This is a genomic window from Paraburkholderia sp. J7, assembly GCF_905220155.1.
Classification (GTDB): domain Bacteria; phylum Pseudomonadota; class Gammaproteobacteria; order Burkholderiales; family Burkholderiaceae; genus Paraburkholderia.
On record NZ_CAJMYZ010000013.1, the window covers coordinates 46,922 to 71,424 of the forward strand.

The 24,503-nt window shown below is 66.2% G+C and carries 23 protein-coding genes; 14 read left to right on the forward strand and 9 right to left on the reverse strand.

What is annotated here, in order from left to right; genetic code table 11:
- The first annotated feature begins 68 nt into the window (after positions 1–68).
- Entirely contained in the window at positions 69–1,319 is a 1,251-nt protein-coding gene (locus tag U5A58_RS21450; RefSeq protein ID WP_321962941.1) for a citrate synthase family protein, read from the forward strand.
- A gap of 28 nt (positions 1,320–1,347) precedes the next feature.
- Here U5A58_RS21450 and U5A58_RS21455 read toward each other — a convergent pair whose 3' ends face one another.
- Positions 1,348–1,728 carry a DUF2917 domain-containing protein gene (locus U5A58_RS21455; RefSeq protein ID WP_321962942.1) on the reverse strand — a complete coding sequence of 127 codons (381 nt, stop codon included), beginning with the start codon at positions 1,726–1,728 and terminating at the stop codon, positions 1,348–1,350.
- Between the two features lie 196 nt (positions 1,729–1,924).
- Between U5A58_RS21455 and U5A58_RS21460 the strand changes: the two genes are divergently transcribed.
- The 3 genes from U5A58_RS21460 (at position 1,925) to U5A58_RS21470 (ending at position 6,459) form a co-directional block, all read left to right on the forward strand.
- Complete coding sequence (locus tag U5A58_RS21460) at positions 1,925–3,364, forward strand: PLP-dependent aminotransferase family protein (RefSeq protein ID WP_321962943.1); 1,440 nt, start codon at positions 1,925–1,927, stop codon at positions 3,362–3,364.
- Between the two features lie 101 nt (positions 3,365–3,465).
- The gene (mdtD, locus tag U5A58_RS21465; RefSeq protein WP_415774272.1) at positions 3,466–4,908 is read left to right on the forward strand and encodes a multidrug transporter subunit MdtD; all 1,443 of its coding nucleotides are present in this window, start codon (positions 3,466–3,468) and stop codon (positions 4,906–4,908) included.
- A 279-nt stretch (positions 4,909–5,187) separates the two neighbouring features.
- Positions 5,188–6,459, forward strand: coding sequence for an EAL domain-containing protein (locus U5A58_RS21470; RefSeq protein WP_321962945.1), 1,272 nt, complete (start codon positions 5,188–5,190; stop codon positions 6,457–6,459).
- Between the two features lie 28 nt (positions 6,460–6,487).
- On the opposite strand, the gene U5A58_RS21475 is transcribed toward U5A58_RS21470, so the two are convergent.
- A complete protein-coding gene (locus U5A58_RS21475; RefSeq protein WP_321962946.1) occupies positions 6,488–7,594 on the reverse strand; it encodes a sigma-70 family RNA polymerase sigma factor in 1,107 nt (368 codons plus the stop codon).
- 190 nt (positions 7,595–7,784) lie between these two features.
- On the opposite strand from U5A58_RS21475, the gene clpP reads away from it, so the two are divergent.
- A complete protein-coding gene (gene clpP, locus U5A58_RS21480) occupies positions 7,785–8,429 on the forward strand; it encodes an ATP-dependent Clp endopeptidase proteolytic subunit ClpP (protein WP_321962947.1) in 645 nt (214 codons plus the stop codon).
- A gap of 31 nt (positions 8,430–8,460) precedes the next feature.
- Here the strand turns inward: clpP and U5A58_RS21485 are convergent, their stop codons facing one another.
- A complete protein-coding gene (locus U5A58_RS21485; RefSeq protein ID WP_321913812.1) occupies positions 8,461–9,111 on the reverse strand; it encodes a TetR/AcrR family transcriptional regulator in 651 nt (216 codons plus the stop codon).
- A 63-nt stretch (positions 9,112–9,174) separates the two neighbouring features.
- On the opposite strand from U5A58_RS21485, the gene U5A58_RS21490 reads away from it, so the two are divergent.
- On the forward strand, positions 9,175–9,750 hold the full coding sequence (locus tag U5A58_RS21490; protein WP_321913811.1) for an isochorismatase family protein: 576 nt from the start codon (positions 9,175–9,177) through the stop codon (positions 9,748–9,750).
- A gap of 96 nt (positions 9,751–9,846) precedes the next feature.
- On the opposite strand, the gene sodB is transcribed toward U5A58_RS21490, so the two are convergent.
- Positions 9,847–10,425 (reverse strand): superoxide dismutase [Fe], encoded by a 579-nt coding sequence (sodB, locus tag U5A58_RS21495; protein WP_321913810.1) that lies wholly within the window; start codon positions 10,423–10,425, stop codon positions 9,847–9,849.
- Between the two features lie 441 nt (positions 10,426–10,866).
- Positions 10,867–12,243, reverse strand: coding sequence for an exodeoxyribonuclease VII large subunit (gene xseA, locus U5A58_RS21500; protein ID WP_321962948.1), 1,377 nt, complete (start codon positions 12,241–12,243; stop codon positions 10,867–10,869).
- Positions 12,244–12,792: 549 nt separating this feature from the next.
- Here xseA and lpxK point away from each other — a divergent pair.
- The 5 genes from lpxK (at position 12,793) to U5A58_RS21525 (ending at position 16,974) form a co-directional block, all read left to right on the forward strand.
- Positions 12,793–13,884 (forward strand): tetraacyldisaccharide 4'-kinase, encoded by a 1,092-nt coding sequence (gene lpxK, locus U5A58_RS21505; protein WP_321962949.1) that lies wholly within the window; start codon positions 12,793–12,795, stop codon positions 13,882–13,884.
- Complete coding sequence (locus U5A58_RS21510) at positions 13,865–14,068, forward strand: Trm112 family protein (RefSeq protein ID WP_028205303.1); 204 nt, start codon at positions 13,865–13,867, stop codon at positions 14,066–14,068. Before lpxK ends, U5A58_RS21510 begins: the two co-directional genes overlap by 20 nt.
- A gap of 186 nt (positions 14,069–14,254) precedes the next feature.
- Entirely contained in the window at positions 14,255–15,058 is an 804-nt protein-coding gene (kdsB, locus tag U5A58_RS21515) for a 3-deoxy-manno-octulosonate cytidylyltransferase (protein ID WP_321962950.1), read from the forward strand.
- Between the two features lie 298 nt (positions 15,059–15,356).
- The gene (adk, locus tag U5A58_RS21520; RefSeq protein ID WP_321947158.1) at positions 15,357–16,019 is read left to right on the forward strand and encodes an adenylate kinase; all 663 of its coding nucleotides are present in this window, start codon (positions 15,357–15,359) and stop codon (positions 16,017–16,019) included.
- 196 nt (positions 16,020–16,215) lie between these two features.
- Entirely contained in the window at positions 16,216–16,974 is a 759-nt protein-coding gene (locus tag U5A58_RS21525) for an SDR family NAD(P)-dependent oxidoreductase (protein ID WP_321962951.1), read from the forward strand.
- A gap of 82 nt (positions 16,975–17,056) precedes the next feature.
- Here U5A58_RS21525 and U5A58_RS21530 read toward each other — a convergent pair whose 3' ends face one another.
- The gene (locus U5A58_RS21530) at positions 17,057–17,896 is read right to left on the reverse strand and encodes a SirB1 family protein (RefSeq protein ID WP_321962952.1); all 840 of its coding nucleotides are present in this window, start codon (positions 17,894–17,896) and stop codon (positions 17,057–17,059) included.
- 5 nt (positions 17,897–17,901) lie between these two features.
- Complete coding sequence (gene murJ / locus U5A58_RS21535; protein WP_321962953.1) at positions 17,902–19,452, reverse strand: murein biosynthesis integral membrane protein MurJ; 1,551 nt, start codon at positions 19,450–19,452, stop codon at positions 17,902–17,904.
- 433 nt (positions 19,453–19,885) lie between these two features.
- Here murJ and rpsT point away from each other — a divergent pair, with 433 nt between their 5' ends.
- Entirely contained in the window at positions 19,886–20,158 is a 273-nt protein-coding gene (rpsT, locus tag U5A58_RS21540) for a 30S ribosomal protein S20 (RefSeq protein ID WP_069262794.1), read from the forward strand.
- Positions 20,159–20,320: 162 nt separating this feature from the next.
- Here the strand turns inward: rpsT and U5A58_RS21545 are convergent, their stop codons facing one another.
- On the reverse strand, positions 20,321–20,668 hold the full coding sequence (locus U5A58_RS21545; protein WP_133182706.1) for a DUF3579 domain-containing protein: 348 nt from the start codon (positions 20,666–20,668) through the stop codon (positions 20,321–20,323).
- A gap of 646 nt (positions 20,669–21,314) precedes the next feature.
- Between U5A58_RS21545 and argF the strand changes: the two genes are divergently transcribed.
- Positions 21,315–22,244: an ornithine carbamoyltransferase gene (gene argF, locus U5A58_RS21550; RefSeq protein ID WP_321962954.1), complete on the forward strand. Its 930-nt coding sequence runs from the start codon at positions 21,315–21,317 to the stop codon at positions 22,242–22,244.
- 75 nt (positions 22,245–22,319) lie between these two features.
- Here the strand turns inward: argF and U5A58_RS21555 are convergent, their stop codons facing one another.
- Positions 22,320–23,120: an IclR family transcriptional regulator gene (locus U5A58_RS21555; RefSeq protein WP_321913801.1), complete on the reverse strand. Its 801-nt coding sequence runs from the start codon at positions 23,118–23,120 to the stop codon at positions 22,320–22,322.
- Positions 23,121–23,247: 127 nt separating this feature from the next.
- On the opposite strand from U5A58_RS21555, the gene U5A58_RS21560 reads away from it, so the two are divergent.
- The gene (locus tag U5A58_RS21560) at positions 23,248–24,438 is read left to right on the forward strand and encodes an acyl-CoA dehydrogenase (protein ID WP_091996231.1); all 1,191 of its coding nucleotides are present in this window, start codon (positions 23,248–23,250) and stop codon (positions 24,436–24,438) included.
- Positions 24,439–24,503: the final 65 nt, after the last annotated feature.

A 24,503-nucleotide genomic window follows, 5' to 3' on the forward strand; every position in this document is an offset into this window, starting at 1 on the left:
TCCTGGATCAATCTTGTTTATCATGATCAACATAGATTGATTTCTCCGGTTCCAGGAGGCGAGCCACCATGTCCAGCTATATGACCGCGGAAGAAGCCGCCGCCGAACTCGGCATCAGCCGGGCCACGCTCTACGCCTATGTGAGCCGCGGGCTCATCGCCTCGGCGCCCTCGCCCAATGGCCGCCACAACCGCTACGACGCCGCCGAGGTGCGGCGCCTCGCGCGCCGCAAGGCCGACGGCAAGCGTGCGGGCAAGGTCGCGCAGAAGGTGCTCGACTGGGGCGTGCCCGTGCTCGAATCGTCGATCACGTTGATCGCCGACGGCAAGCTCTTTTATCGCGGGCAGGACGCCATCGCGCTCGCGCGCGAGGCTTCGCTCGAAGACGTCGCGGCGCTGCTCTGGCAATGCGCGCCGCGCCGCGTGCTGCAGGCGCCCGAGGCGCCCATCGCGGCCGCGCAATGGTCGGCATGGCTGAAGATCTGGAGTGGGCACACGCCGCTCGAACGTGCGCTCGTGCTGTTGCCGGCCGCCGCCGCGCAAATGCCGCGCATCTGGGCGCAGGGCCGCGACGCGCAAATCGACACCGGTGCGATGCTCATGCGCCTGCTCGCGGCGGCGCTCGTTTCCGCCGCGCCGTCGAACGAGCCGCTGCACCGCCAGCTAGGCGAAGCGTGGGGCGTGCGTTCGCGCGCGCAAACCGACCTGCTGCGCGCGGCACTTGTGCTGTGCGCGGACCACGAACTGAATGCCTCGACGTTCACGGTGCGCTGTATCACCTCGACCGGCACGCATCTGTTCGGCGCGGCGACGGGCGGCCTGGCCGCGCTGGCCGGGCCGCGCCACGGCGGCGAGACCACGCGCGTGGCCGCGCTCTTCGACGAAGCCGCGCGCGCCGACGACCTGCATCGCTATCTGGCCGACCGCCTCGCGCCCGACGACCTCGGCGCGGCGGTGCCGCTGTCCGGCTTCGGCCACCCGCTCTATCCCGATGGCGACCCGCGCGCGCGCCTGTTGCTGGACCTGCTCGCACAGCGTGCGCCGGCGCGCTCGCCCATGGACGAAGTCGACGCGCTCGCGCAGGCCGTGGCCGAGACGAGCGGTGCGCGCCCGACGCTCGACTACGCGCTCGCGGCCATCGAACGCGTACTGGGACTGCCGCGCGGCGCGGCGTTCACGCTGTTCGCCGCCGGCCGCGTGACGGGCTGGATTGCGCATGCGCTCGAACAGACCGCCGATGGCCGGCTGATCCGCCCGCGCGCACGCTATGTGGGGGAAATGGCCGGCGATGTGCGGCACGTTGGCAGGCACATCGCGTAACCGGAGCGAAAAGCAACGAGCAACACGCTCAACCCGCAGCGCGGACACCCCACTGCCCGCGCTGCGCCCAGCCGCGCAACGCCTCGCCGATGCGCGCCGCGACACTGCTCGCGCCCGCCGCGCGTACGCGCTCCATGTCGACGGGTGCGAACGTCCGCGCCGGCGCTTCGGCGGTTGCGCCGCCCAGCGCCAGCACGAAACGCGCGCCCTCGCGGCCTGCGCTCACGTGAACGCGCACGCCCGCCGCAAGCCCAATCGATTCGCCGGCGCGCAGCCAGTAGTCGCCGGCGTCGCCCGCGATCGTGAGCCAGATTTCGCCTTCGCTCACATGCAATTGCATAGCCTCTGCGAGCCGCCAGGTTTCGACGGGCTCGCCGTGTTCCAGTTCGAAGATTCGGATTTCGCGCATTGCCGTGCTCCTTGCAGATGGCCGCCGATCACCCTCGGGCGGCCTCCGGAAGGCTTGCTGATCAGGACTTGAAGCGCCTTCCCGGTAGGAGCATTATTGCGATCAGTGACGCACGATCCCATGCACACTTCCGAACAGTTCGTCTGGAACTGTGCAGTGAAAAAACCGAACAGTCACGTACCCAGATGAGACCCAGATGAAACTCGAACTCGACCGCGCGAGCGACGTGCCGCTCACCGAACAGATCGTCACCGGCGTACAGACGTGGATTCGCTCGCGCGCGGCGCACCCGGGCTCGCGCCTGCCGTCCATCCGCCAGTTCGCCGCCGACTACGCCATCAGCCGATTTCCCGTGATCGAGGCCTATGACCGGCTCGTCTCGCTCGGCTATCTCGACTCGCGCCATGGCTCGGGCTTTTACGTGAGCGAACACGCGCGCGCGGGACTCTCCGGCATGGGCACCTGCGACCTCACGAACGCGGCCGATGAGTCCGGCCACCTGCTCAGCCAGCTCGAACGCGCGGACGAATCGCTGCAGCTCGACAGCGGCTCGATCCCGCAGGCCTGGCGCGACATCGACGCGCTTGGCCAGGCGATCCGCCATGTGTCGCGCAGCGACCCCGCCAGCCTCGTCGACTACGGCACGCCTACCGGCGACGCCACGCTGCGAGAGCATCTGCGCCACCGCCTCGCGCCGCTCGGCATCGTGGCCGAGACGCAGCAGATCCTCGTCACCGAAGGCGCGAGCGAGGGCCTCGACCTGCTCATGCGCTACATGCTCAAGCCCGGCGACACGGTTTTCGTCGAAGACCCCGGCTACTACAACCTGTACGGTCTGCTGAAACTGCATGGCGTGCGCCTCGTGGGTATCCGCCGCACGGCGAGCGGGCCCGACATCGACCATTTGCACGCGATGCTCGCCGAGCACCGCCCGCGCGCGTTCTTCGTCAACACGGTCTTCCACAACCCGACCGGCTCGACGATCTCGCCGCCGGTCGCGTTCCGCTTGCTGCAGCTCGCGCGCGAGCACCGCTTCACGATCGTCGAGGACGACATCTACGCCGATTTCCAGGCCGATCCCACTGACCGCCTCGCCGCGCTCGACCAGTTCGAGCACGTCGTGTACGTAGGCGGGCTCTCGAAAACACTGTCCTCGGCGCTGCGCGTGGGCTATGTCGTGGCCAACTCGGCAATCGTGCGCGACCTCGCGGCCATCAAGGCGCTGACCACCATCAGCGGCTCGCGCTTCACGCAGGCCGTGGCCGCCACGCTGCTCGAGCGCGGCGCGTACCGCAAATACCTCGAACGGCTGCGCCGGCGCATCGCCGAAGCGCAAGGGTCGGCCACGCGCACGCTCGAAGCGCATGGGTGGGAGCTGTTCGGCGGCGCGGCAGCGTCGCCCGCGGCACGCGGCTACGCGCAAACGGGCGGCAAGTTCGTCTGGGCGCGCGTACCGCACGTGGAGGATTCGGCGCGGCTCGCGGCCTGCGGCGAGCCGCTCGGCGTCGCGGTCTCGCCGGGCAGTCACTTCCGCCCGCATGGCGAAGCGAGCCCGTGGATCCGCATCAACGTGGCGCTCACGCTCGACCCGCGCGCCCAGGCGTTCTTCGCGGCGGCGCCGCGTCTGCCCGGATAAGCGCGCAGGCGTGGCAAATGCGTGGCAGCGGGCCCTTCGGTCTGCGCGCGCACGCCGTTTTCCCTACAATGGCGCTTGCCTGCGCGCCCCACTCCTCGCCCATGTCCGAATCCACTGCTGCATCCAGCACCGCCCCGTCGCCCCGCTCGTTGTCCGTGATGCTGTGGCTCGTCGCCACCGGCTTCTTCATGCAGACCCTCGATTCGACCATCGTCAACACGGCCTTGCCGGCGATGGCGAAGAGTCTGGGCGAATTACCGTTGCGCATGCAATCAGTCGTGATCGCGTATTCGCTCACGATGGCGGTGATGATTCCCGTATCGGGCTGGCTCGCGGACAAACTCGGCACCCGGCGTGTGTTTCTCGGCGCGATTTTCGTATTCGCGGTCGGCTCGCTCCTGTGCGCGAGCGCGCATACGCTGAACCAGCTCGTGGTCTCGCGCGTAGCACAGGGCGTGGGCGGTGCGATGCTGCTGCCGGTCGGCCGGCTTGCCGTGCTGCGCACGTTTCCCGCCGAGCGCTATCTGCCTGCGCTCTCGTTCGTGGCGATTCCGGGGCTGATCGGCCCGCTCATCGGTCCGACGCTCGGCGGCTGGCTCGTGCAGATCGCCTCGTGGCACTGGATCTTTCTCATCAACGTGCCGGTGGGCGTGGTGGGGTGCGTGGCCACCTTCATCTTCATGCCCGACAGCCGCAACCCCGACACGCCGCGCTTCGACCTGCCGGGCTACCTGCTGCTCGTCATCGGCATGCTCGCAATTTCCTTCGCGCTCGACGGGCGCAGCGAGTTCGGCATCCAGCACGCCACCGTGCTCGTGCTGTTCATCCTCTCGCTCGCCGCGTTCGTGGCCTACGGTTTGCACGCGGTACGCACGCCGCAGCCGATCTTTTCGCTCGATCTCTTCAAGATCCACACCTTCAGCGTGGGCCTGCTCGGCAATCTGTTCGCGCGCATCGGCAGCGGCGCGATGCCGTATCTGATTCCGCTGCTCCTGCAGGTGGCGCTCGGCTACACGGCCTTCGAAGCCGGCCTCATGATGCTGCCCACCGCCGCGGCGGGCATGTTCTCCAAGCGCCTCGTGACGTACCTCATCATGCGTTACGGCTACCGCAGCGTGCTGGTCTCGAACACCGTGCTCGTGGGCCTCATGATGGCGAGCTTCGCGCTTTCCACGCCTAACGAGCCGTTGTGGATGCGTATCGCACAACTGGCGATTTTCGGCGGCGTGAACTCGATGCAGTTCACGGCGATGAACACGCTCACGCTCAAGGACCTGGGCACGGGCGGCGCGAGCAGCGGCAACAGCCTCTTCTCGCTCGTGCAGATGCTCTCGATGAGCCTGGGCGTCACCGTCGCGGGCGCGTTGCTTACGACCTTCACGGGCATCATGGGCCACAAGACGGGCGAGAGCGTAATTCCGGCCTTCCACGCGACGTTCATTTGCGTGGGCATCATCACGGCAGGGTCGTCGTGGATCTTCGCGCAGCTCTCGTCGGACCTGCGGCGCACTGCGAAAAAGACCGATCCGTCCGAGCGGGCCTGATACGCCGCGGCCGCTGCAGCGGTCGTTGTGGTTGGATCGCCGGCGGCGGCGCGCGCACCGCAAAGGTGCGGCGCGCCTCGCGGCCGTGCGTCGCCAGCGTTCGTGCCGCGTTCAGGCACCAACTCAGGAACATCGCGGGCACCGTCCCGAAATAGCGCGTGCGCCAACACACAGGCCAATGGCCGCGGGACTTGGGACTTGCATACTTTTTGCTGTCCTATCCTGTAAACTTGACGCTCACGCGTCCCGCCCGTCCGTCCCGCGTGCCATCGAAACGAAATGACCAGCATGATCGACATCGATCCCCCCGGCTTCCAGTCTCGCCCCATTGCCGGCGAAGAAGGCGCCCGCCGCACCGTGCTGTACGGCGGCTACACCGTCTTCAGCGTGTTCCAGCCCGTGTTTTCGGTCGCGCATCGGCGCGCGATCGGCTATCACGCGTCGCTGCGCGCGCATGACGAGCAGGGTCAGCAGGCGCCGTCGCAGGAAGTGTTCACGCAGGCGGCGCGCCGCGGCGACCTGCTCGAACTGGGGCGCCTCGCGGAATCGCTGCATCTGGGCAACTTCAATGCGTTCGATTCGCATGACGAATGGCTCTTTCTGAGCCTGCATCCGGCCGCGCTGATGGACACGAGCTACGGCGACGCCCTGCTCGCCGGCCTCAAGGCGCTCGGCCTGCAGCCGCAGCGCGTGGTGCTCGAAGTGTCGGAGCAGGCGGGCGGCGAGAATTCGCGCTTCGCGGAAATCATCGACGGATTGCGCAAGGCGGGCTTCGTGATCGCGCTCGACGGCTTCGGCGCGAAGCATTCGAACATCGACCGCGTGTGGCAGCTGCGACCCGACATCGTGACGCTCGACCGCAGCCTGCTCGCCCAGGCGAGCCGCCACGCGCATATCGAGCGCGTGCTGCCGGGGCTCGTTTCGATGCTGCACGAGTCGGGTCAGCTCGTGCTCGTGGGCGGCCTTTCGACCGAGCGCGACGCGCTGATCGCGCTGGAGAGCAACGCCGACTTCGTGCAGGGTGCGTATTTCGCGCGGCCCGACGTCGAGCCGGTGCCGCCGGCCAAGGCCGCGCAGCTCATGGACGATCTTTCGGCGCGGCTGCGCGAGCGCGTGGCCGCGCGCGAGCGCTCGCAGTCCGCGCGTCTTGCGCCGTACGTGAGCGCCATCGAAGCGGCGGCGAAGCAGCTTGCCGAAGGCGTGAACATGAGCGACGCGACGCTGCCGCTGCTCGGCCTCGACGACACGGCGCGCTGCTTCCTGCTCGACGCGTCGGGCCGCCAGATCGGCGACAACGTGCTGCCCGACGGCCGCACGTCGCAACGCGCCAAGCGCTTCCGGCCGCTGCTGCATTCGGAAGGCGCGAGCTGGGAGCGGCGGCCCTACTTCATCGGCGCGATGAAGGCGCCGGGCCGCGTGCAGTTCACACCCCCTTATCTGTCGATCAACGAGGCGCACCTGTGCGTCACGGCGTCGGTCGCCGTGCAGACGGAACACGGCGTGCAGGTGCTGTGCGTCGACATCAACTGGGACGCCGCCTTGCGCGGCTAGCGCGGCTGACTAGCGTTCACGCCTGGGTTCAGGCCAGGACGAGAGGCTGCGCGAGCAGCGTCGCGCAGTCGTGCGTGGTGAACGCTCGCGCGGTGACACGGAGCGTAGACACGCACGCCGCGCCGTCGCTCGAGGCGAGCCGGGCGAGCAGCTTGCGCACGGCATCGCCGCCAAAAGCCCGGTTGGCCGCCTGGAGCGCGCTCCCCTCTTCCATTGCCGCGACACAAACAACAGGCTCGGGCAACCCGTAGCGGTCGTCGCGCACATGCAGCCACGCCGCGAGCGCACCGTCCTGCGCGACGAGCGCCACGCCCGGCTCGCAGTCCAGGGCGAGCGCCTCGGCGCGTAGAACGGGCGCGACTGCCGCTTCTTGCGCGCCGTGGCGGCGAGTCACTTCGGTCACTTCGCCCACGCTGGACGCGACCAGCGCCGTTGCCGTCACGCCCAGCAAGTCCATCAATCCCGCGCGATCCTGCGCATGCAGCACGTCGCGCAATCGCTCAACCGTGCGCGCGTGCTGCACTTTGTCGGCAGGAGCCGCTTGCGGCGCGGCCTCGCGCGCGAGCCGCACACGGGCGCGCCGCACGATCTGCCGGCAATGTTCGTTTGTGCAGCCGGTGAGCGCGCCAATCTGCGCGTAGTCGCAGTCGAAGGCCTCGCGCAACACGAACACCGCCTGTTCGAGCGGTCCCAGCCTTTCGAGCAGGAGCAGCAGCGCCTCCGAAAACCGCCGCGCGCGCAATCCGGCCTCTTCCGCCGAGGGCGCCGCGTCGTCGAGCCATGCAGCTTCGTGTTCGCCCGCATTCTCCCGGCGCAAGCGCCGCAGCCGGTCGATCGCGAGGCGCACCGTCACCGTGGCGAGCCACGCCTGCGGCGCGCGCAACGCTTGCGCGTCGGCGTCGCGCCAGCGGAACCATGCATCTTGCACGACGTCCTCGGCCTCCGCGCGGCTGCCCAGCACGCGCGTTGCCAGCGCAAGGAGCCGCCCGCGCGCCTCGCCGAAGGCGGCGGCGCGGCGCGCGTCAGTCCATGCCTGTTCGCGAGGTCCGGCTGCCTCGCCCACCGGGGTCGCAGCCTCATTGCGCCCAGCGCCCTCCAGACTTGTTCCTTCGATTGTGTCGATCGCCTGCGTCATTCGCTTCGCTCCTTCGCCATGCGTGCCCGCTCCCGCCCGTTTCCCTCATGACGTTCGGCGCAAGGCCGGCGTGACAGCCCCACGCAAAAATATTCTCGTCACGCGACGGCTTCGCCGGGCGTCATGGCAGCAGCGGCGCGATCGCGCCGCCAACGCCAACAGCCGTCAGCGGAAAAACGCGAGGCCATTCATGCCATCCTTTGCACTGAATCATGCAGCAATGCCGCCAAGCGCGCTCAATCTCGTCCCGACCGTGATCGAAACATCGGGGCGCGGCGAGCGTGCCTACGACATTTACTCTCGCCTCTTGCGCGAGCGCATCGTGTTCCTCGTCGGGCCGGTGACCGAGCAAAGCGCGAGCCTCGTGGTCGCGCAACTGCTCTTTCTCGAAGCGGAAAACGCGGACAAGGACATCAGCCTCTATATCAACTCGCCGGGCGGTTCGGTGTACGACGGACTCGCGATCTACGACACGATGCAGTTCATCAAGCCCGATGTCTCGACGCTGTGCACGGGTTTCGCGGCCAGCATGGGGTCGTTCCTGCTCGCAGCGGGCGCAAACGGAAAACGCTTCGCACTACCCAATGCGCGCATCATGATCCATCAGCCTTCGGGAGGCGGCCAGGGCACCGCTGCCGATGTCGAGTTGCAGGCACGCGAGATCCTTTACCTGCGCGAGCGCCTGAACTCGATGCTCGCCGAGCGCACCGGACGCGGCATCGAGCAGATCGCGCACGACAGCGACCGCGACAATTTCATGTCGGCGCAGGCGGCCGCGGAATATGGCCTGATCGACCGTGTGCTGACGTCGCGCGAAGAGCCGCTCCTGCGCTAAGGCGCGGCGCGGGTGTGGGCGGCTCGCGCTCTCACGCGAGCCGCACGGCGAGCCACGCCGCCAGCACGCCCTTGTACTCGGCGACCAGCAGCTTGCGCTCTTTCGGTTTCGCCGCGGCGTAGAGTGGGTTGAGGCTCTTGATGACCTGCAGCATGACTTCGGCCACGCGATAGGCCTCGTCGGACGAAAGCGCCGGCTGATAACGCAGGAAGAGCGCCGTGAAACGCTGGCGCAGCAGATTGCGCACGGCCGCATCGCGCTTGAAGCCGAGCGGCACGGAAAGCAGGGGCAAATACGCGGGATAGTCGTGCATCAGATCGACCATCAGGTCGAACAGGCGCTCGACCAGTTGCGCGAGCGGCAGCTTGCCCGCATCGTCGTGCGCAGCGATGAGCGCACTCCAGCGCGCGTCCATTTCATCGCCGTAGCGTTTGCGCAGCGCGAGCGCCAGCGCCTCCTTGTTCGGGAAGTACTGGTACGCCGCGCCCACCGAAACACCCGCCTGCTGGGCGATCTGCGTCATCGTCGCCGCTTCGAAGCCGCGCTCGGCGAAGGCTTCGCCCGCAGCTTCGAGCAGCGTGTCTACGGTGCGCGCCGCGCGTTCCTGGCGCGGCACGCGCCGTGCGTTTTCGCGTGCGTCTTCCTTTTGCGCCTCCTTGCGCGCGAGCGGGTCTGCCGCCATATCTGAAGCCTCCTTCACATTCGTGTATGATTATGTGAAGCCATCCTCACATATAGGTGAACCATGACGCAAGCACTTTCACTGAACGCGCGCACCACGGCGCTCGTGATGATCGACCTCCAGCACGGTATCGTCGGCCGCCAGGTCGCGCCCTATAGCGGCGCACAAGTCGTGGCCAAGGCCAAGCCGCTCGCCGACGCCCTGCGCGCCAAGGGCGGCACCGTCGTCTGGGTCCACGTGCTCCTGAACGAACTGCTCGCGCTGCCCGCCGACGCGCCCGGGCGCACGCCCGACACGCCGCCCGCACCGGCGGAGGCCTCCGAACTCGTGCCCGAGATCGGCGCGCAAGCCGGCGACGTGATCGTCGCCAAGCGCCAATGGGGCGCGTTCTACGGCACCAATCTCGAGCAGCAGTTGCGCCGCCGCGGCATCGACACCATCGTCATCGGCGGGATCGCCACGAACTTCGGCGTCGAATCCACCGCACGCGCGGCGTTCGATCTCGGCTTCAAGCTCGTGTTCGTCGAAGACGCCACTTCGGGCCTGAACGAAGAGATGCATCACTTCTCATTCAACAAGCTGTTCCCGCACATGGGCCACGTGCGCTCGACGCAGGAAACCATCGCCGCTTTTGCGTAAATCACTTCGCGCAAAACAAAAAAGCCCTCGATTCGCATCGAGGGCTTTTTGCATGTGCCGCAGCCATTGCGGCACATCGAACAGCGCTTCTTCGTATTACGCGAAGTTTTGCGCTGCGAAGTTCCAGTTCACGATGTTCCAGAACGCTTCGACGAACTTCGGACGCGCGTTGCGGTAATCGATGTAGTAAGCGTGTTCCCACACGTCGATCGTGAGGAGCGCCTTGGCGTCGGTCGTGAGCGGCGTGGCGGCGTTGCTGGTCGACACGATGTCGAGCGAGCCGTCGGCCTTCTTCACGAGCCACGTCCAGCCCGAACCGAAGTTGCCCACTGCAGCCTTCGTGAAGGCTTCCTTGAACGCGTCGTAGGAGCCCCACTTCGCGTTGATCGCGTCGCCGAGCGCGCCCGACGGTGCGCCGCCACCTTGCGGCGAGAGGCTGTTCCAGAAGAACGTGTGATTCCAGATCTGCGCCGAGTTGTTGAACACGCCACCCGACGACTTCTTGACGATCTCTTCGAGCGACAGGTTTTCGAACTCGGTGCCCGGGATCAGATTGTTCAGATTCGTGACGTAAGCCTGGTGGTGCTTGCCGTAGTGGAACTCGAGCGTCTCTTCCGACATATGCGGAGCGAGGGCGTTCTTCGCGAACGGCAGCGGCGGGAGCGTAAATGACATGATGCGGTTCCTTCGTCGTGTTATGGGGAGTTCTGCGTGAAGTTCTGCAAATTCGCCGGCATGGAGCACTCGATTGTAGGCGAGTTGGAATAACCCCGCAAACGCGCGGCCTTTATGCCGGATATCGTTTGCGCGGGGCTTTCGCGCATGAACCGCTAAGCGGTTTTGTGCCGATTCCCCGCCTCATGGGCGTCGTGCTGCTCCGATTGCACAGCACGTGATGCTCGACGCAATGACGCTCGAACAGCGCTTTGCGAAGCCATGCAATCGATGTCGGTTTTGGGCGCAAACAAGACGGCTGCAATCGCGTTGCAATCTCCGCGCAATCGACATGCAAACTTCCTGCAACGAGACTGCCACAATCGCTCGCCGCCACGATTTTTCGTCGTGGAGCAAGCAATCGCGCCGGTTCTTCCTTGCGCAGCAAACAGCGAGCCCGGTTCAGAAACCGTCGGCGAGGCGCGGCTGGACATCGGCGAGCGCAACGTCGGCGCTGCCTTGCGCGAGATGCACCGTAAGCCGCTTGCCAGGCTTTAGCGTGGCGGGCGAGCGCACGGCCGCGCCGCTTTGCGCGTCGAGCAGCGCTGCATAGCCGCGCTCGAACGTGCGCTGCGGACTCAGCACTTCGAGCCGCGCCGTGAGTTCCGATACGCGTGCCGCTTCGCGCTCGCGCGTGCGCGCGAAGGCGCCGTCCAGACGCCGGCCAAGCGACTCCAGTTGAGCGCGCTGAGCGGCGGCGTCGGGCCGCGCGCGCTGCCAGCGCATCTGCATGACATTCAGGCGCGCACGGGCCTCGGCGGTGGCGCGGGAGCCCGCCGAAGCGAGCCGTATCGTCAATTGGCGCAAATGCGTGCGCTGCTGCGCAAGGCGCTCGACGGGAGAGACGAGCCGGCGCGCCAGCCAGTCGAGCTGCTGCGAGCGCCGCTCGAGCAGGCGGCCGAAATCGCGCGCGAGCGCGGCATGGCGCTGGTCGAGGTCGCGCAGCAGCAGCGTGCGCTGCGGGCTGACGAGTTCAGCCGCGCCAGTGGGGGTCGGCGCGCGCATGTCGGCGGCAAAATCGGCGATCGTGAAATCGGTTTCGTGCCCTACGCCGCTCACCACGGGAATGGCGCTGGCCGCAATCGCGCGGGCCAGCGCTTCGTCGTTGAACGACCACAGGTCCTCGATCGAGCCGCCCCCGCGGCACAGCACGAGCACGTCCACTTCGTTGCGCGCGTTCGCGGTCTCCAGCATCGCCGTGAGCTTTTCGGCCGAGCCCGCGCCCTGCACCGGCGCGGGATAGACGATCACCGGCACGTGCGGCGCACGCCGGCACAGCGTGGTGAGCACGTCGCGCAACGCGGCGGCCTGCATTGACGTAATCACGCCAATGGCGCGCGGATGCGAGGGCAGCGCGCGTTTGCGCTCGGGGTCGAAGAGCCCTTCGGCCTCGAGTTGCGCCTTCAGTCGCAGGAAGGCTTCGTAGAGCCGGCCCTGGCCGGTGCGCCGCACGGCCTCGACGTTCAGCTGGAGTTCGCCGCGCGGCTCGTACATCGTGACGAGCGCGCGCACTTCGATGCGGTCGCCTTCGCGCGGCGTGAATTCCGCGTACTGCGCGCGGCCGCGGAACATCACGCAGCGAATCTGCGCCTGGGCGTCCTTGATCGAGAAGTACCAGTGGCCGCTCGCGGCGCGCGTAAAGTTCGACACTTCGCCGGAAATCCAGGCAAGCGGGAACGTGCGCTCGAGCATCGAGGCAATCGCCCGGTTGAGCGCCGAAACCGGCACGACGACGTCGCCCGAGGGCGCGGAAGAAGCGGAGAATCGGTCGGATAGCATGCGAAAGGATGTGGAGAAACGTCGGCCGGACAGACGATAGACCGTTCGGGGGGCGGCAGTCCAGCACGAATGAGAACCGGCTCGCAAGCCCCGTGAAGTGTCCACATCGACGCTGTCATGCGGCAAGATGACCGCGCCCGGCCCGCAAACGCCGCAAAAATATCCCATCCCATTGATTTCTATACGTTTTTTATCCCTATAACATCCTTACATGCCGATGGAGAGGCCGACGAATGGGCCTTTCAGCCTTCCCGGGACCGACTTCTCCACAAAGTTATCCACAGGCGGCGATTTTTCGGGCGTTTCACGCACCTTGCAGGCAACCGACAATTGCGTGCGGCCAACCAACTTGCTGCGCGGCGCCTACCCGCGCTAGAGTGCCGGGTTCACGACTGCCTACGCCGCGCGAAGCGCCGGGCGCTCGCCTATGCAGGTCATTCGTCTGCCGTCTTGTTTGTCGCTCACCTCGAACCGGAGAACCGACCCGATGCCCGCCCTGCCTGACTGCTCCCCGCATACCGCGTGCGGCGCTTCGCGCGCAAATTGCCGATGAGCGGCCCTGTCTCCCGTCTGAAGGAGCGCGCCGAAGCGCAGTTTGCGCACGCCTGGCAACGCCGCGGCGCGCTCGCCTGGGCGCTTACGCCGCTCGCCGCCGTGTTCGCCGCCGTGAGCGGCGCGCGCCGCGCCGCCTTCGCGGCGGGCTGGCTCAAGAGCGTGCGCGTGGGCGTGCCGGTGGTCGTGGTCGGTAACGTGACCGTAGGCGGCACGGGCAAGACGCCCACGGTAATCGCACTCGTCGAGGCGCTGCGCGCAGCGGGCTTCTCGCCCGGCGTGGTCTCGCGCGGATACGGCGCGAAAATCGCACGCCCGACACCCGTCACGGCGGACACGCCCGCGCGCCTTTGCGGCGACGAGCCCTTGCTGATCGCGCGCCGCACGGGTGTGCCCGTGTGGGTCTCGCCCGACCGCGTCGCGGCGGCCACGGCGCTGTGCGGCGCTCACAGCGACGTCGACGTGATCGTGAGCGACGACGGCCTCCAGCACTACCGCCTCGTGCGCGACGTCGAGATCGTGGTGTTCGACCATCGCCTGGGCGGTAATGGCTTTCTGCTGCCCGCGGGTCCGCTGCGCGAGCCGCTTTCGCGCAGCCGCGACGCCACGCTTATCAACAATCCGTTCGAGCGCACGCTGCCGCCCTGGCCCAATACGTTCGCGCTCAAACTCGAACCCGGCGACGCCTGGCATCTCGCCAATCCGGCGCTGCGCCGCCCGCTCGCGCAATTTGCCGCTGGCGCGGACGCGCCGGGGCAAGGCGCCCGGCTGACGCCGGACGGGAAAGCGTCGCAGCCCGCGCTGCGCATCGTGGCGGCGGCAGGCATCGGCTCGCCGGAGCGCTTTTTTGCGACGCTGCGCGCGGCCGGCCTGGCGCCGCAAACCCTGCCGCTGCCCGACCACTACGCGTACGCGACCAACCCGTTCGCCGACGTCGCCGCCGACGCGATCCTGGTCACCGAAAAGGATGCAGTAAAATTGGGGGCCTGGAACGACGCGCGCATCTGGGTCGTCCCCGTCGAAGCCGCGCTCGATCATCGCCTCATTACCCTGGTTGTGGAGAAACTCCGTGGACGCTCGTCTGCTTGAAATCCTGGTCTGCCCGATCTGCAAGGGCCCGCTCAGCTATGACCGCGCCGCGCAGGAGCTGATCTGCAATGCCGACAAGCTCGCCTACCCGATCCGCGACGGCATCCCGGTCATGCTCGTCGACGAAGCACGTCAAACCGTGGAAGGCACGCCGGTCGACCCGCACGGGCCGGGCGCCGCGTAAGGCGCGCGGGCGGAGCGTCGCGCGCCGCCTGGCGGCCGTGCTCACTCGCCCCGCTCATTTCGCTCATTTCGCATTCCCGGCTGGAAGCCAGGTCACGCGCGCCGCACCCGGCGCGCTGTCGTCTCCAAAGACGGTTTCCAGAACCGGGTATCCCAATCCCGTTTCCTGTCCTTGCCCCAACTGGCCATGACCGCTCCCGTGCAACCCTTCATCGCCGTCGTCCCGGCGCGCCTCGCGTCGACGCGGCTGCCCAACAAACCGCTCGCCGACATCGGCGGCAAGCCGATGGTGGTGCGTGTGGCCGAGCGCGCGCGCGACTCGGGCGCGCAGAAGGTGCTGATCGCCTCGGACGCCCAGAGCGTGCTCGACGCCGCACGCGAGCACGGTTTCGAGGCTGTGCTCACCCGCGCCGATCACCCGTCGGGCACCGACCGCCTCGCCGAGGTCGCGGAACACTACGGCTGGAGCGACGACACGATCGTGGTCAACGTCCAGGGCGACGAGCCGCTGATCGACCCTGCGCTCGTGTGCGACGTTGCGTCGCACCTTGCAGCGCACCCCGAATGCGCCATCGCGACCGCAGCGCATCCCATCACGGCGCCCGAGGAGATCTTCAGCCCGAACGTCGTGAAGGTCGTGCTGGACGCGCGCGGTGTGGCGCTCTACTTCTCGCGCGCGCCCATTCCCTGGGCCCGCGACGCCTGGCAGCCGCACTGGTCGCCGGCGCGCCTCGATCTCGGCGCAATGCCCGCCCCACCGGCTCCCGCGACCGTTTATCGGCACATCGGCCTGTACGCGTACCGCGCGAAATTCCTGCGCAGCTACCCCTCGCTCGCGCATTCGCCGATCGAGCAGGTCGAGGCGCTCGAGCAGCTGCGCGCGATGTGGCACGGCGAGCGCATTGCGGTGCTCGTGACGGCCGAAGCACCCGCGCCGGGCGTCGACACGCCCGCCGACCTCGCCCGTGTGCAGGCGTTATACCGGCCTTAATTCCGTCCGTGGGGCAAAAATCCCATGGCATAATCAATTGTTTGCGCGAGCCGTCTAAAGCCTTTGTGCGTCGGGGTTTCCCCGCTTTTCGGCACCGTCTTGCAGCGCCGCCCCGTGTCCTGAGCACGTCGTAGACACCGGGCGAAAGCCGCGCGGGACGGGCCGTCGCCCCCGCCAGCACTGCCTCGACGGCCGTGAGCGAACGGGCGAGGAGACGCACGACGCTGACGACGCTGTCCCACCCCACGTGGTGCAGCCGCCGCGCCGCAAGAATTCACACAGATCGGAGATTGTTCACATGCGTTTGATCCTGTTGGGCGCCCCGGGCGCGGGCAAGGGAACCCAGGCAAGCTTCATCAAGGAAAAGTTCGGCATTCCGCAAATCTCGACGGGCGACATGCTGCGCGCCGCCGTCAAGGCTGGCACGCCGCTTGGCCTCGAAGCGAAACGATTCATGGACGCCGGCGAGCTCGTCACCGACGAACTCATCATCAATCTCGTGAAGGAACGCCTTCAGGAGCCCGACTGCAAGAACGGCTACCTGTTCGACGGCTTCCCGCGCACGCTGCCGCAAGCCGAAGCGATGAAGCAGGCAGGCGTCGCGATCGACTACGTGCTCGAGATCGACGTGCCGTTCGACGAGATCATCACGCGCATGAGCGGCCGCCGCATGCACCCGGGTTCGGGCCGCACGTATCACGTCAAGTTCAATCCGCCCAAGGTCGAAATGACGGACGACGTAACGGGCGAACCGCTTGTCCAGCGCGACGACGACAAGGAAGAAACGGTGCGCAAGCGTCTGGACGTGTACGTTGCACAGACCAAGCCGCTCATCGCCTACTACAGCGACTGGGCCAAGCGTGGCGAGGAAAACGGCCTGAAGGCGCCGCAGTATCGCGCCATCTCGGGCCTCGGCAGCGTCGACGAGATTCGCGAACGCGCATTCGAAGCGCTCAAGTAAGCGCTTCGCCGCCCCGTTAAAAGCACGATTCGAAGCCGGTTTTTTTCGGCTTTCATGCTGGTTTGCCTGCGGGCCGGCTGGCGCCGCACTCCTGAGATGACTCGGGACGCGACGCCAGCCGGCCCGCTTTGTTTTGCATAGCCTTGCGAGGGCTTCCGCTCTACGCGAGGCATAGCCCAATGACAGGAGACGAAACATGCAGATCCGCGGCAACGTATTTCTCATCACCGGCGGCGCGTCGGGGCTCGGCGCGGCCAGCGCGCGTCTGATCGCGGCCGAAGGCGGCAAGGTCGTCATCGCCGACCTCAACGAGGACGCAGGCAACGCGCTCGCGCAGGAACTGGGCGGCGCGTTCGTGAAGTGCAACGTCGCAAGCGAAGACGACGGCGCACGCGCCGTGGCCGCGGCAACCGCGCTCGGCACACTGCGCGGCCTCGTGAACTGCGCGGGCATCGCACCCGCCGTCAAGACCGTGGGCAAGGACGGCCCGCATCCGCTCGACACGTTCTCGAAGACCATCTCGGTCAATCTGATCGGCACCTTCAACATGATCCGCCTCGCGGCCGCCGCGATCGCCCAGACAGCGGCGGGCGAAGGCGGCGAGCGTGGCGTGATCGTCAACACGGCTTCGGTGGCCGCGTATGACGGCCAGATCGGCCAGGCGGCCTACGCGGCATCAAAGGGCGGCGTCGTCGCGATGACGCTGCCGATCGCGCGCGACCTCTCGCGCAGCGGCATCCGCGTGATGACGATCGCGCCCGGCATCTTCGAAACGCCGATGCTGCTCGGCATGCCCAAGGAAGTGCAGGACGCGCTCGGCGCGATGGTTCCGTTCCCCCCGCGCCTCGGCAAGCCGGATGAATACGCGATGCTCGTCAAGCAGATCGTCGAGAATCCGATGCTCAACGGCGAAGTGATCCGTCTGGACGGCGCGATTCGCATGCAGCCGAAGTAACGGCGCGCCCTCACCCGCGCGATAAAAAAAGCCCGCGAGATTCGTCGCGGGCTTTTTTGTCTGCGCTTTTCAGCGAGGCGCTTCAGTCGTTGTCGAGCGTGCGCTGGCGCAGCTCATGCAACTGCGACTCGACCACGGTCGCGTCTTCCGCGTCGGGGCGCTCGTCGAGATAGTGTTCGAGGTCTTCGAGCGCCGGGCGCAGATAGTCGAGCCGTGCATAAGCGAACCCGCGGTCGCGCACTTCCTCGATGTGATCGGGCAGCAGGATCACGAGCCGCTGCTGGATGGCCAGCAGGCGCTGCCAGCGCTCGGTCTGCAGATACACCGACTTCAGGTTGCGCAGCATGCGCGCGACGATCTCGCGGCGCGTGGCCGGTTCGAGCAGCATGCGCAGCGCACGCGCCACGGAGTCGCCCGCGTTGGCCACGAACGGTTCGAGCATCTCCACCATGTCGGACTCGGTGAGCGTGCGGCCCGTGGTGGGATCGAGCATCTCGTCGCCTTCGGGCAGCGCGACGCGCAACAGAAAATGCCCCGGAAACGACACGCCCTTCACCGGCAGTCCGAGCTGGGTCGCCATTTCCAGATACAGCACCGCCAGCGAAATGGGGATGCCGCGCCGGCGTTTGAGCACGACGTTCAGGTGGCTGTTTTCGGGGTCGAGAAAGTCGTTGAGGTTGGCCGCGAAGCCCAGCTCGCGGAAAAAGCAGCGGTTCAGCACGGCGACTCGCTGACGCACGTCCGCCCCTTCGGGCATGCGGCGTCGCACCCGCAACGCGAGTTCGTCGATCTCGGCGAGCGTGCCTTGCAGATCGAGATCAGGATACGCGTCCTGCGCGATTGCCAGCGCCGCCTCGGTGAGCGGCAGGCTCTCGTCGTCGGCAACGAGCGCGCTGAAATAATCCAGAACCCGCGTAGTCATCGTGGTCACTTCGCCCGCCTCTTGAAGTACGCGTATTTGAAGCCCATGAGCCAAAGCATACCGAAATATAGCGCCGCGAACAGGACGAGGCACGCACCGAGCAAGGCAATGCGTGCGAGCGGTTCATGACGCAGTGCAATCCAGTCGTAGCTGATGGCGCACCAGTGCATCGCCCCTGCCAGCACGAGGCATGCCCCGAGCAATTGCACGAAGAACGTTGTCCAGCCCGAGGACGGCATGTAGATGCCGCGGCGGCGCAGCCCGATGAAAAGCAGCAGCGCGTTCATGCAGGCGCCAAGGCCGACCGAGAGCGTCAGGCCCGCGTGCGAGAAGATCGGCACGAAGACGTAGTTGCTGATCTGCGTGGCGATGAGCACGCCTACACCGATCTTGACCGGCGTTTTGATGTCCTGGCGCGCGTAGAAGCCGGGCGCGAGGATCTTGATGAGAATGAGGCCGACCAGCCCCACCCCGTACGCCGCGAGCGCGCGGCCCGTCATGATGACGGACGTGGCGTCGAACTTGCCGTAGTGGAACAGCGTGGCCGTGAGCGGCTCGGCGAAGAAGAAAAGCGCGACGGCCGAAGGCGCGGCAAGCAGGAACGTGACGCGCAAGCCCCAGTCGAGCAGCGCCGAGTACTCGTGCGGATCGGCATCGACGTGCGCTTTGGAGAGGCTCGGCAGCAGGATCGTACCGAGCGCGACGCCGAGCAGCGCCGTGGGGAACTCCATCAGGCGGTCGGCGTAGTTGATCCACGACACCGCGCCGGGGCCGAGACGCGAGGCGATATTGGTGTTGATGATGAGGCTGATCTGCGCGACCGAGACGGCGAACATGGCGGGCACCATCTTCGCGAGCACGCGCTTCACGCCCCGGTGCGCGAGCGCCTTGAGCGGATTCAGGCCGATGCGCGGCATCATGTCGATGCGCTTCAAGCCCGGCAATTGCACGATGAACTGCAGCACGCCGCCCACGATCACGGCCCACGCGAGCGCGTAGACGGGCTGCTTCATGTGCGGCGCGAACGCCACGGCCGCCGTGATGAACGAAACGTTGAGCAGCACCGGCGCGAACGCGGGCAGCGAGAACTGCTTGTACGTGTTGAGCACGCCGGATGCGAGCGACGTCAGCGAGATGAACACGATATAGGGGAACATAATGCGCGTCATCGTGACGGCAAGCGGAAACGCTTGCCCGTCGCTCTTCAAGCCCGACGCGACCACGATCACGACGAACGACGCGCCGAAAATGCCCAGCAGCGAGAGGATCGCGAGCACCCAGGCGAGCACGGTCGACGTGGCGTCGACGAGCGCGCGCGTGGCGTCGTGGCCCTGCTGGTTCTTGAATTCCGCGAGAATCGGCACGAACGCCTGCGAAAAGGCGCCTTCCGCCGAGATGCGGCGCAGCAGGTTGGGAATGCGAAACGCGACGTAAAAGGCGTCGGTGTACTGGCTCGCGCCAAACGCGCGCGCAATCAGCGTTTCTCGGGCCAGACCGGTCACGCGCGACAGCAGCGTGAAGCCGCTGACTGTCAGCAGGGCTCGGAATAGATTCATGGGGCGGCTATTATACGGGCGCCTTCCGCTCAATCGCGGATGCGCGGCGCAACGGTCGACGCAAAAACCCACGCAATGGCGCAGGCAAACGCACCGGTAAAAGGTAGGCAAAGACAAAGCGCGCTGATTGTGACCGCGTCGCGTTAAAGGCGTTCACCTCCTGTGGCGCTTGTGCTGGCTGATAGGCCGCAATTGTCGTGGATTGCCACGCTCATGAGTCTGTTGCTATAATCGTCGATTCGAGTTCTCCCAGAGGACCCGAAGCGCGTCTTGGAAAGGGGGCAGGAAGCTGCTCTGGCACAAAAGGCGCGGCCAGTTGAGGAAGCTGAACTGGCAAATACCGTTTTGAACTCCCCCGGCAACGCTGCCGAAGGTTCAAATCCAGGCAAAGAGCGCTGACCAGGTCCACGCTCCGCAATCACAAGGAATCGCAATGGCAAACTCCGCACAAGCACGCAAGCGCGCCCGTCAGGCCGCTAAGGCAAACTCGCACAACTCGGCACTGCGCTCGAAGTTCCGCACCGCCATCAAGGCTGTTCGCAAGGCAATCGACGCCGGCGACCAGGCCAAGGCTGCTGAAGTTCTGAAGGCATCGGGCAAGACGCTCGACATCATCGCCGACAAGAAGATCGTTCACAAGAACAAGGCCGCTCGCCATAAGAGCCGCCTGGCTGCTGCCGTCAAGGCCATGCAAGCCGCTCAGTAAGAGATTCGGACTGCCGGCCACGCTGGCAGCGCTCTCTTCGAGCTGCACGACAAAAAACCCGCTTCGGCGGGTTTTTTTGTTTCTGCCCGGCACACGACGGGCAACACCGCCGGCACAAAAAAACCCGCCGAAGCGGGTCCATTCGTTGCCGCGGCTGCGCCGTTAGCGCACCGTGGCTTGCTGCGTGGCGTGATCGTGCGGCAGTTCGCACGCCTCGGTCACGACGAGGTCGTTGTCCTTCGCGAAGTTCATGACGAAATTGAAGGCCATCGGCTCGACGTCCTTCAAACGCGAGTCCAGCACGACGACTTTGAGGTCGCCGATCATTGTCGGGCGCACATAGAGCGAGTAGCGCAGATAGGCGTTCGGGCCGCGCGCATTGGCCGACGCTTTCGGACCGAAGCTCGACATGACCCCGGCGAGGCGCTCCGACCAGTCGCTCGGACGAAACTTCTTCCCCGCGCTGGTGATGCCTTGAATGAAGTATTCGGTTGGAGCTTCGTCGGCCATGCAGGAGTACCTGTGTGTGTAGCTGCTGGGTGCGTTTGCAGCATGTAACGGCGGCACGAGCGCTGCGCCCGCGCTGGTACCTCGCTGGTACCGCGCAACGCCGGCTGCGGGGATCGCCCGCCACCACGCGCATGGACAGTCCGATGGATAGGAAACGGCTGCCGCGCACCCCGCCTGGCGTTCAGTCTCGAAAATCGCCGCCGCCAAACGTCACAAGCAAGTCTCGCAACGGGATCGACGGGACGATTTCGCGGCGCACTGCCAGTCAGCGCACAGGCCGCTCCCGCGGGCTTGCCTGCCGTTGCCGCGAGGTGTCGCCACCTTGCCGCAGGTGTTGCCACCACACGTCCAGGGCCCGTTTGTCGTGCCTAAGAAATCTCTGGGATTATAGCGCACCGACCGTTTTGACGCAGTGCACACAAGGCACTTGAAAGGCTAAATCCGGGCCCTCTCGATGCCCGCGAAACCGCCGCGAAAGCTACCCCGAAAGCGCCACCCTACCCGCGCCAGGGCACCCTGCCTATTTTTTGGGCAACTCGTCAAAATGCGCAAAATCCTTTATGCTGCTTTGACTTACCACCAACCGCAGCGGCGTCGCCGGCCCAATCCTGCAGTTCGAGGCCGGATCGGGCGCCGTTTTTGTTTCATGACCTCCCGGACCATACGCCATTACCTGCAGTTCAAGGATTTCTCCCTTGACGAATATGAATATGTGCTGGAGCGCGCGCGCATCCTGAAGCGCAAGTTCAAGAACTACGAGACCTATCACCCGCTGCACGACCGCACGCTGGCGATGATCTTCGAGAAGAGCTCCACGCGCACGCGCCTCTCGTTCGAAGCGGGTATCTTCCAGCTGGGCGGCCACGCCGTGTTCATGAACACGCGCGACACGCAGCTCGGCCGCGGCGAGCCGATCGAAGATTCGGCGCAGGTCATCTCGCGCATGGTCGACATCATCATGATCCGCACGTTCGGCCAGGACATCCTCCAGCGCTTTGCCGAAAGCTCGCGCGTGCCGGTCATCAACGGTCTGACGAACGAGTACCACCCCTGCCAGGTGCTGGCCGACATCTTCACGTTCTACGAGCATCGCGGCCCGATCCGCGGCAAGACCGTGGCGTGGGTCGGCGACGCCAACAACATGCTCTACACGTGGATCGAAGCCGCGCAGATCCTCGGCTTCAAGCTGCGGATTTCCACGCCGCCGGGCTATCCGCTCGATCCGGCGCTGGTCGCACCGGAAAGCAAGCCGTTCTACGAAGTGTTCGAAGACCCGCACGACGCCTGCGACGGCACCGACCTCGTGACGACCGACGTCTGGACGAGCATGGGCTTCGAGGCCGAAAACGAAGCACGCAAGCAAGCGTTCGCCGACTGGTGCGTGGACGCGCCGATGATGGCTCGCGCCAACGCCGACGCGCTCTTCATGCACTGCTTGCCCGCGCACCGCGGCGAGGAAGTGAGCGCCGAGGTGATCGACGGCCCGCAGAGCGTGGTTTGGGACGAAGCGGAAAACCGCCTGCACGTGCAGAAGGCGCTGATGGAGTTCCTGCTGCTCGGCCGCTTGAACCACTGAATCTCGCCGCACGTCGCCATGAAAAAGCCGACCCGCAGGTCGGCTTTTTTGTGCCCGCTGCGCGCGGCTCGCGCGTCAGACCGTTTCGCCAAGCCGCCGCGCCAGCGACTTCAGGAGCGGCGCCACACGCTCGCGAAACACGTCGGGCCCCATCGACGAAGCCGGCCCGCTGCAGCTGAGCACGAGCCAGCGGCGCTCGCGCGGCTCGCGAAACGGCACCGCCACGGCGTTGACGTCTTCGTGCCAATCGCGAAACGAATAGCAGCACCCTTCCTTGCCAAACACTTCGATCTCGCGCTTTGCGGCCTCGACCAGCGCCGGTCCTTCGGCGCCCGCCGCCTTCTCCAGTTCCGCGAACAACGCCATGCGCACATCGATAGGCTGCACGGCCAGATACGCTCGGCCCATCGAACTCGTGAGCATCGACAGCCGCGAGCCAGAGGCGAGGCCCAGCGTGAGCGCCGTCTCGCTGCGGATGGTATCCAGATAGATCACGTCCAGACCGTCGCGACAACCGAGCGACACCGCGGCGCCCACCTCGCGCGCGAACGCGCGCATATGCGGGCGGGCGAGTTCGAGCGTGTCCGTGCCGGACAGCAGCGCAAAGCCGAGTGACAGCACCCCGGCGTCGAGAGCATATTTGCCGAGCGATTCGTCAAAACGCAGATAACCGAGCACGGTGAGCGTGTACGCGAGCCGGTTCACGGTTGCCTTCGGCAAGCCCGTGCGCTCAACGAAGTCGCGATTGCCGAGCAGCGTCTCGCCTGGGCGGAACGCCCGCAGCAGGTCGAGCCCGCGGGCGAGCGCTACGACGAACTTGCGCTCGTCGATCGGACCCTCAGCCAGCGAAGAAGAAAAAGAGGAAGTCGTAGTCATTCCGGATGCAGACATGGGCGCCCTGGTGCTACACTAAAGTTAATTTGCAAAACATTGTTCCGCATAGCGGAACCATAGTCAAGCGCAAATTCGCCCATCTAAAGGATTTGAGGAAAGGAGAGACACCATGGCCGCACACGCCCAGTTCCATTGGGAAGACCCGCTTCTGCTCGACCAGCAGCTCACCGAAGAGGAGCGCATGGTGCGCGACGCCGCCGCCGCGTACGCCCAGGACAAGCTTGCGCCGCGCGTGCTGGAAGCGTTCCGCCACGAGAAGACGGACGCCTCGATCTTCCGCGAGATGGGCGAAGTCGGCCTGCTCGGCCCGACGATTCCCGAGCAATACGGCGGCCCGGGCCTGAACTACGTGAGCTACGGCCTGATTGCGCGCGAAGTGGAGCGCGTCGACTCGGGCTATCGTTCGATGATGTCGGTGCAGTCGTCGCTCGTGATGGTGCCGATCTTCGAATTCGGCTCGGAAGCGCAAAAGCAGAAGTACCTGCCCAAGCTCGCCAGCGGCGAGTGGATCGGCTGCTTCGGTCTTACGGAGCCGAACCACGGCTCGGACCCGGGCAGCATGGTCACGCGCGCGAAGAAAGTGAACGGCGGCTACTCGCTCTCGGGCGCGAAGATGTGGATCACGAACTCGCCTATCGCCGACGTGTTCGTCGTCTGGGCGAAGCTCGAGGAAGACGGCAAGGACGACATTCGCGGCTTCATCCTGGAAAAGGGCTGGAAGGGTCTCTCGGCGCCCGCCATTCACGGCAAGGTCGGCCTGCGCGCCTCGATCACCGGCGAAATCGTGCTCGACGAAGTGTTCGTGCCGGAAGAAAACATCATGCCGGGTGTGAAGGGCCTGCGCGGTCCGTTCACCTGCCTGAATTCGGCGCGCTATGGCATCGCCTGGGGCGCGCTCGGCGCAGCGGAGTCGTGCTGGCACACGGCGCGCCAATACGTGCTCGACCGCAAACAGTTCGGCCGCCCGCTCGCGGCAAACCAGCTGATCCAGAAGAAGCTCGCCGACATGCAAACGGAAATCACGCTCGGCCTGCAGGGCTGCCTGCGTCTCGGCCGCATGAAGGACGAAGGCACGGCCGCTGTCGAGATCACGTCGATCATGAAGCGCAATTCGTGTGGCAAGTCGCTCGATATCGCGCGCCTCGCCCGCGACATGCTCGGCGGCAACGGCATCTCCGACGAATTCGGCGTGGCGCGCCACCTCGTGAACCTCGAAGTGGTGAACACGTACGAAGGCACGCACGACATTCACGCGCTGATCCTCGGTCGCGCGCAGACGGGTATCCAGGCATTCTTCTGATCGCCGCCCCGCTCGGCATCATCTGCGCATAAAAAAGCGCCGCACGATGGGTTTCGTGCGGCGCT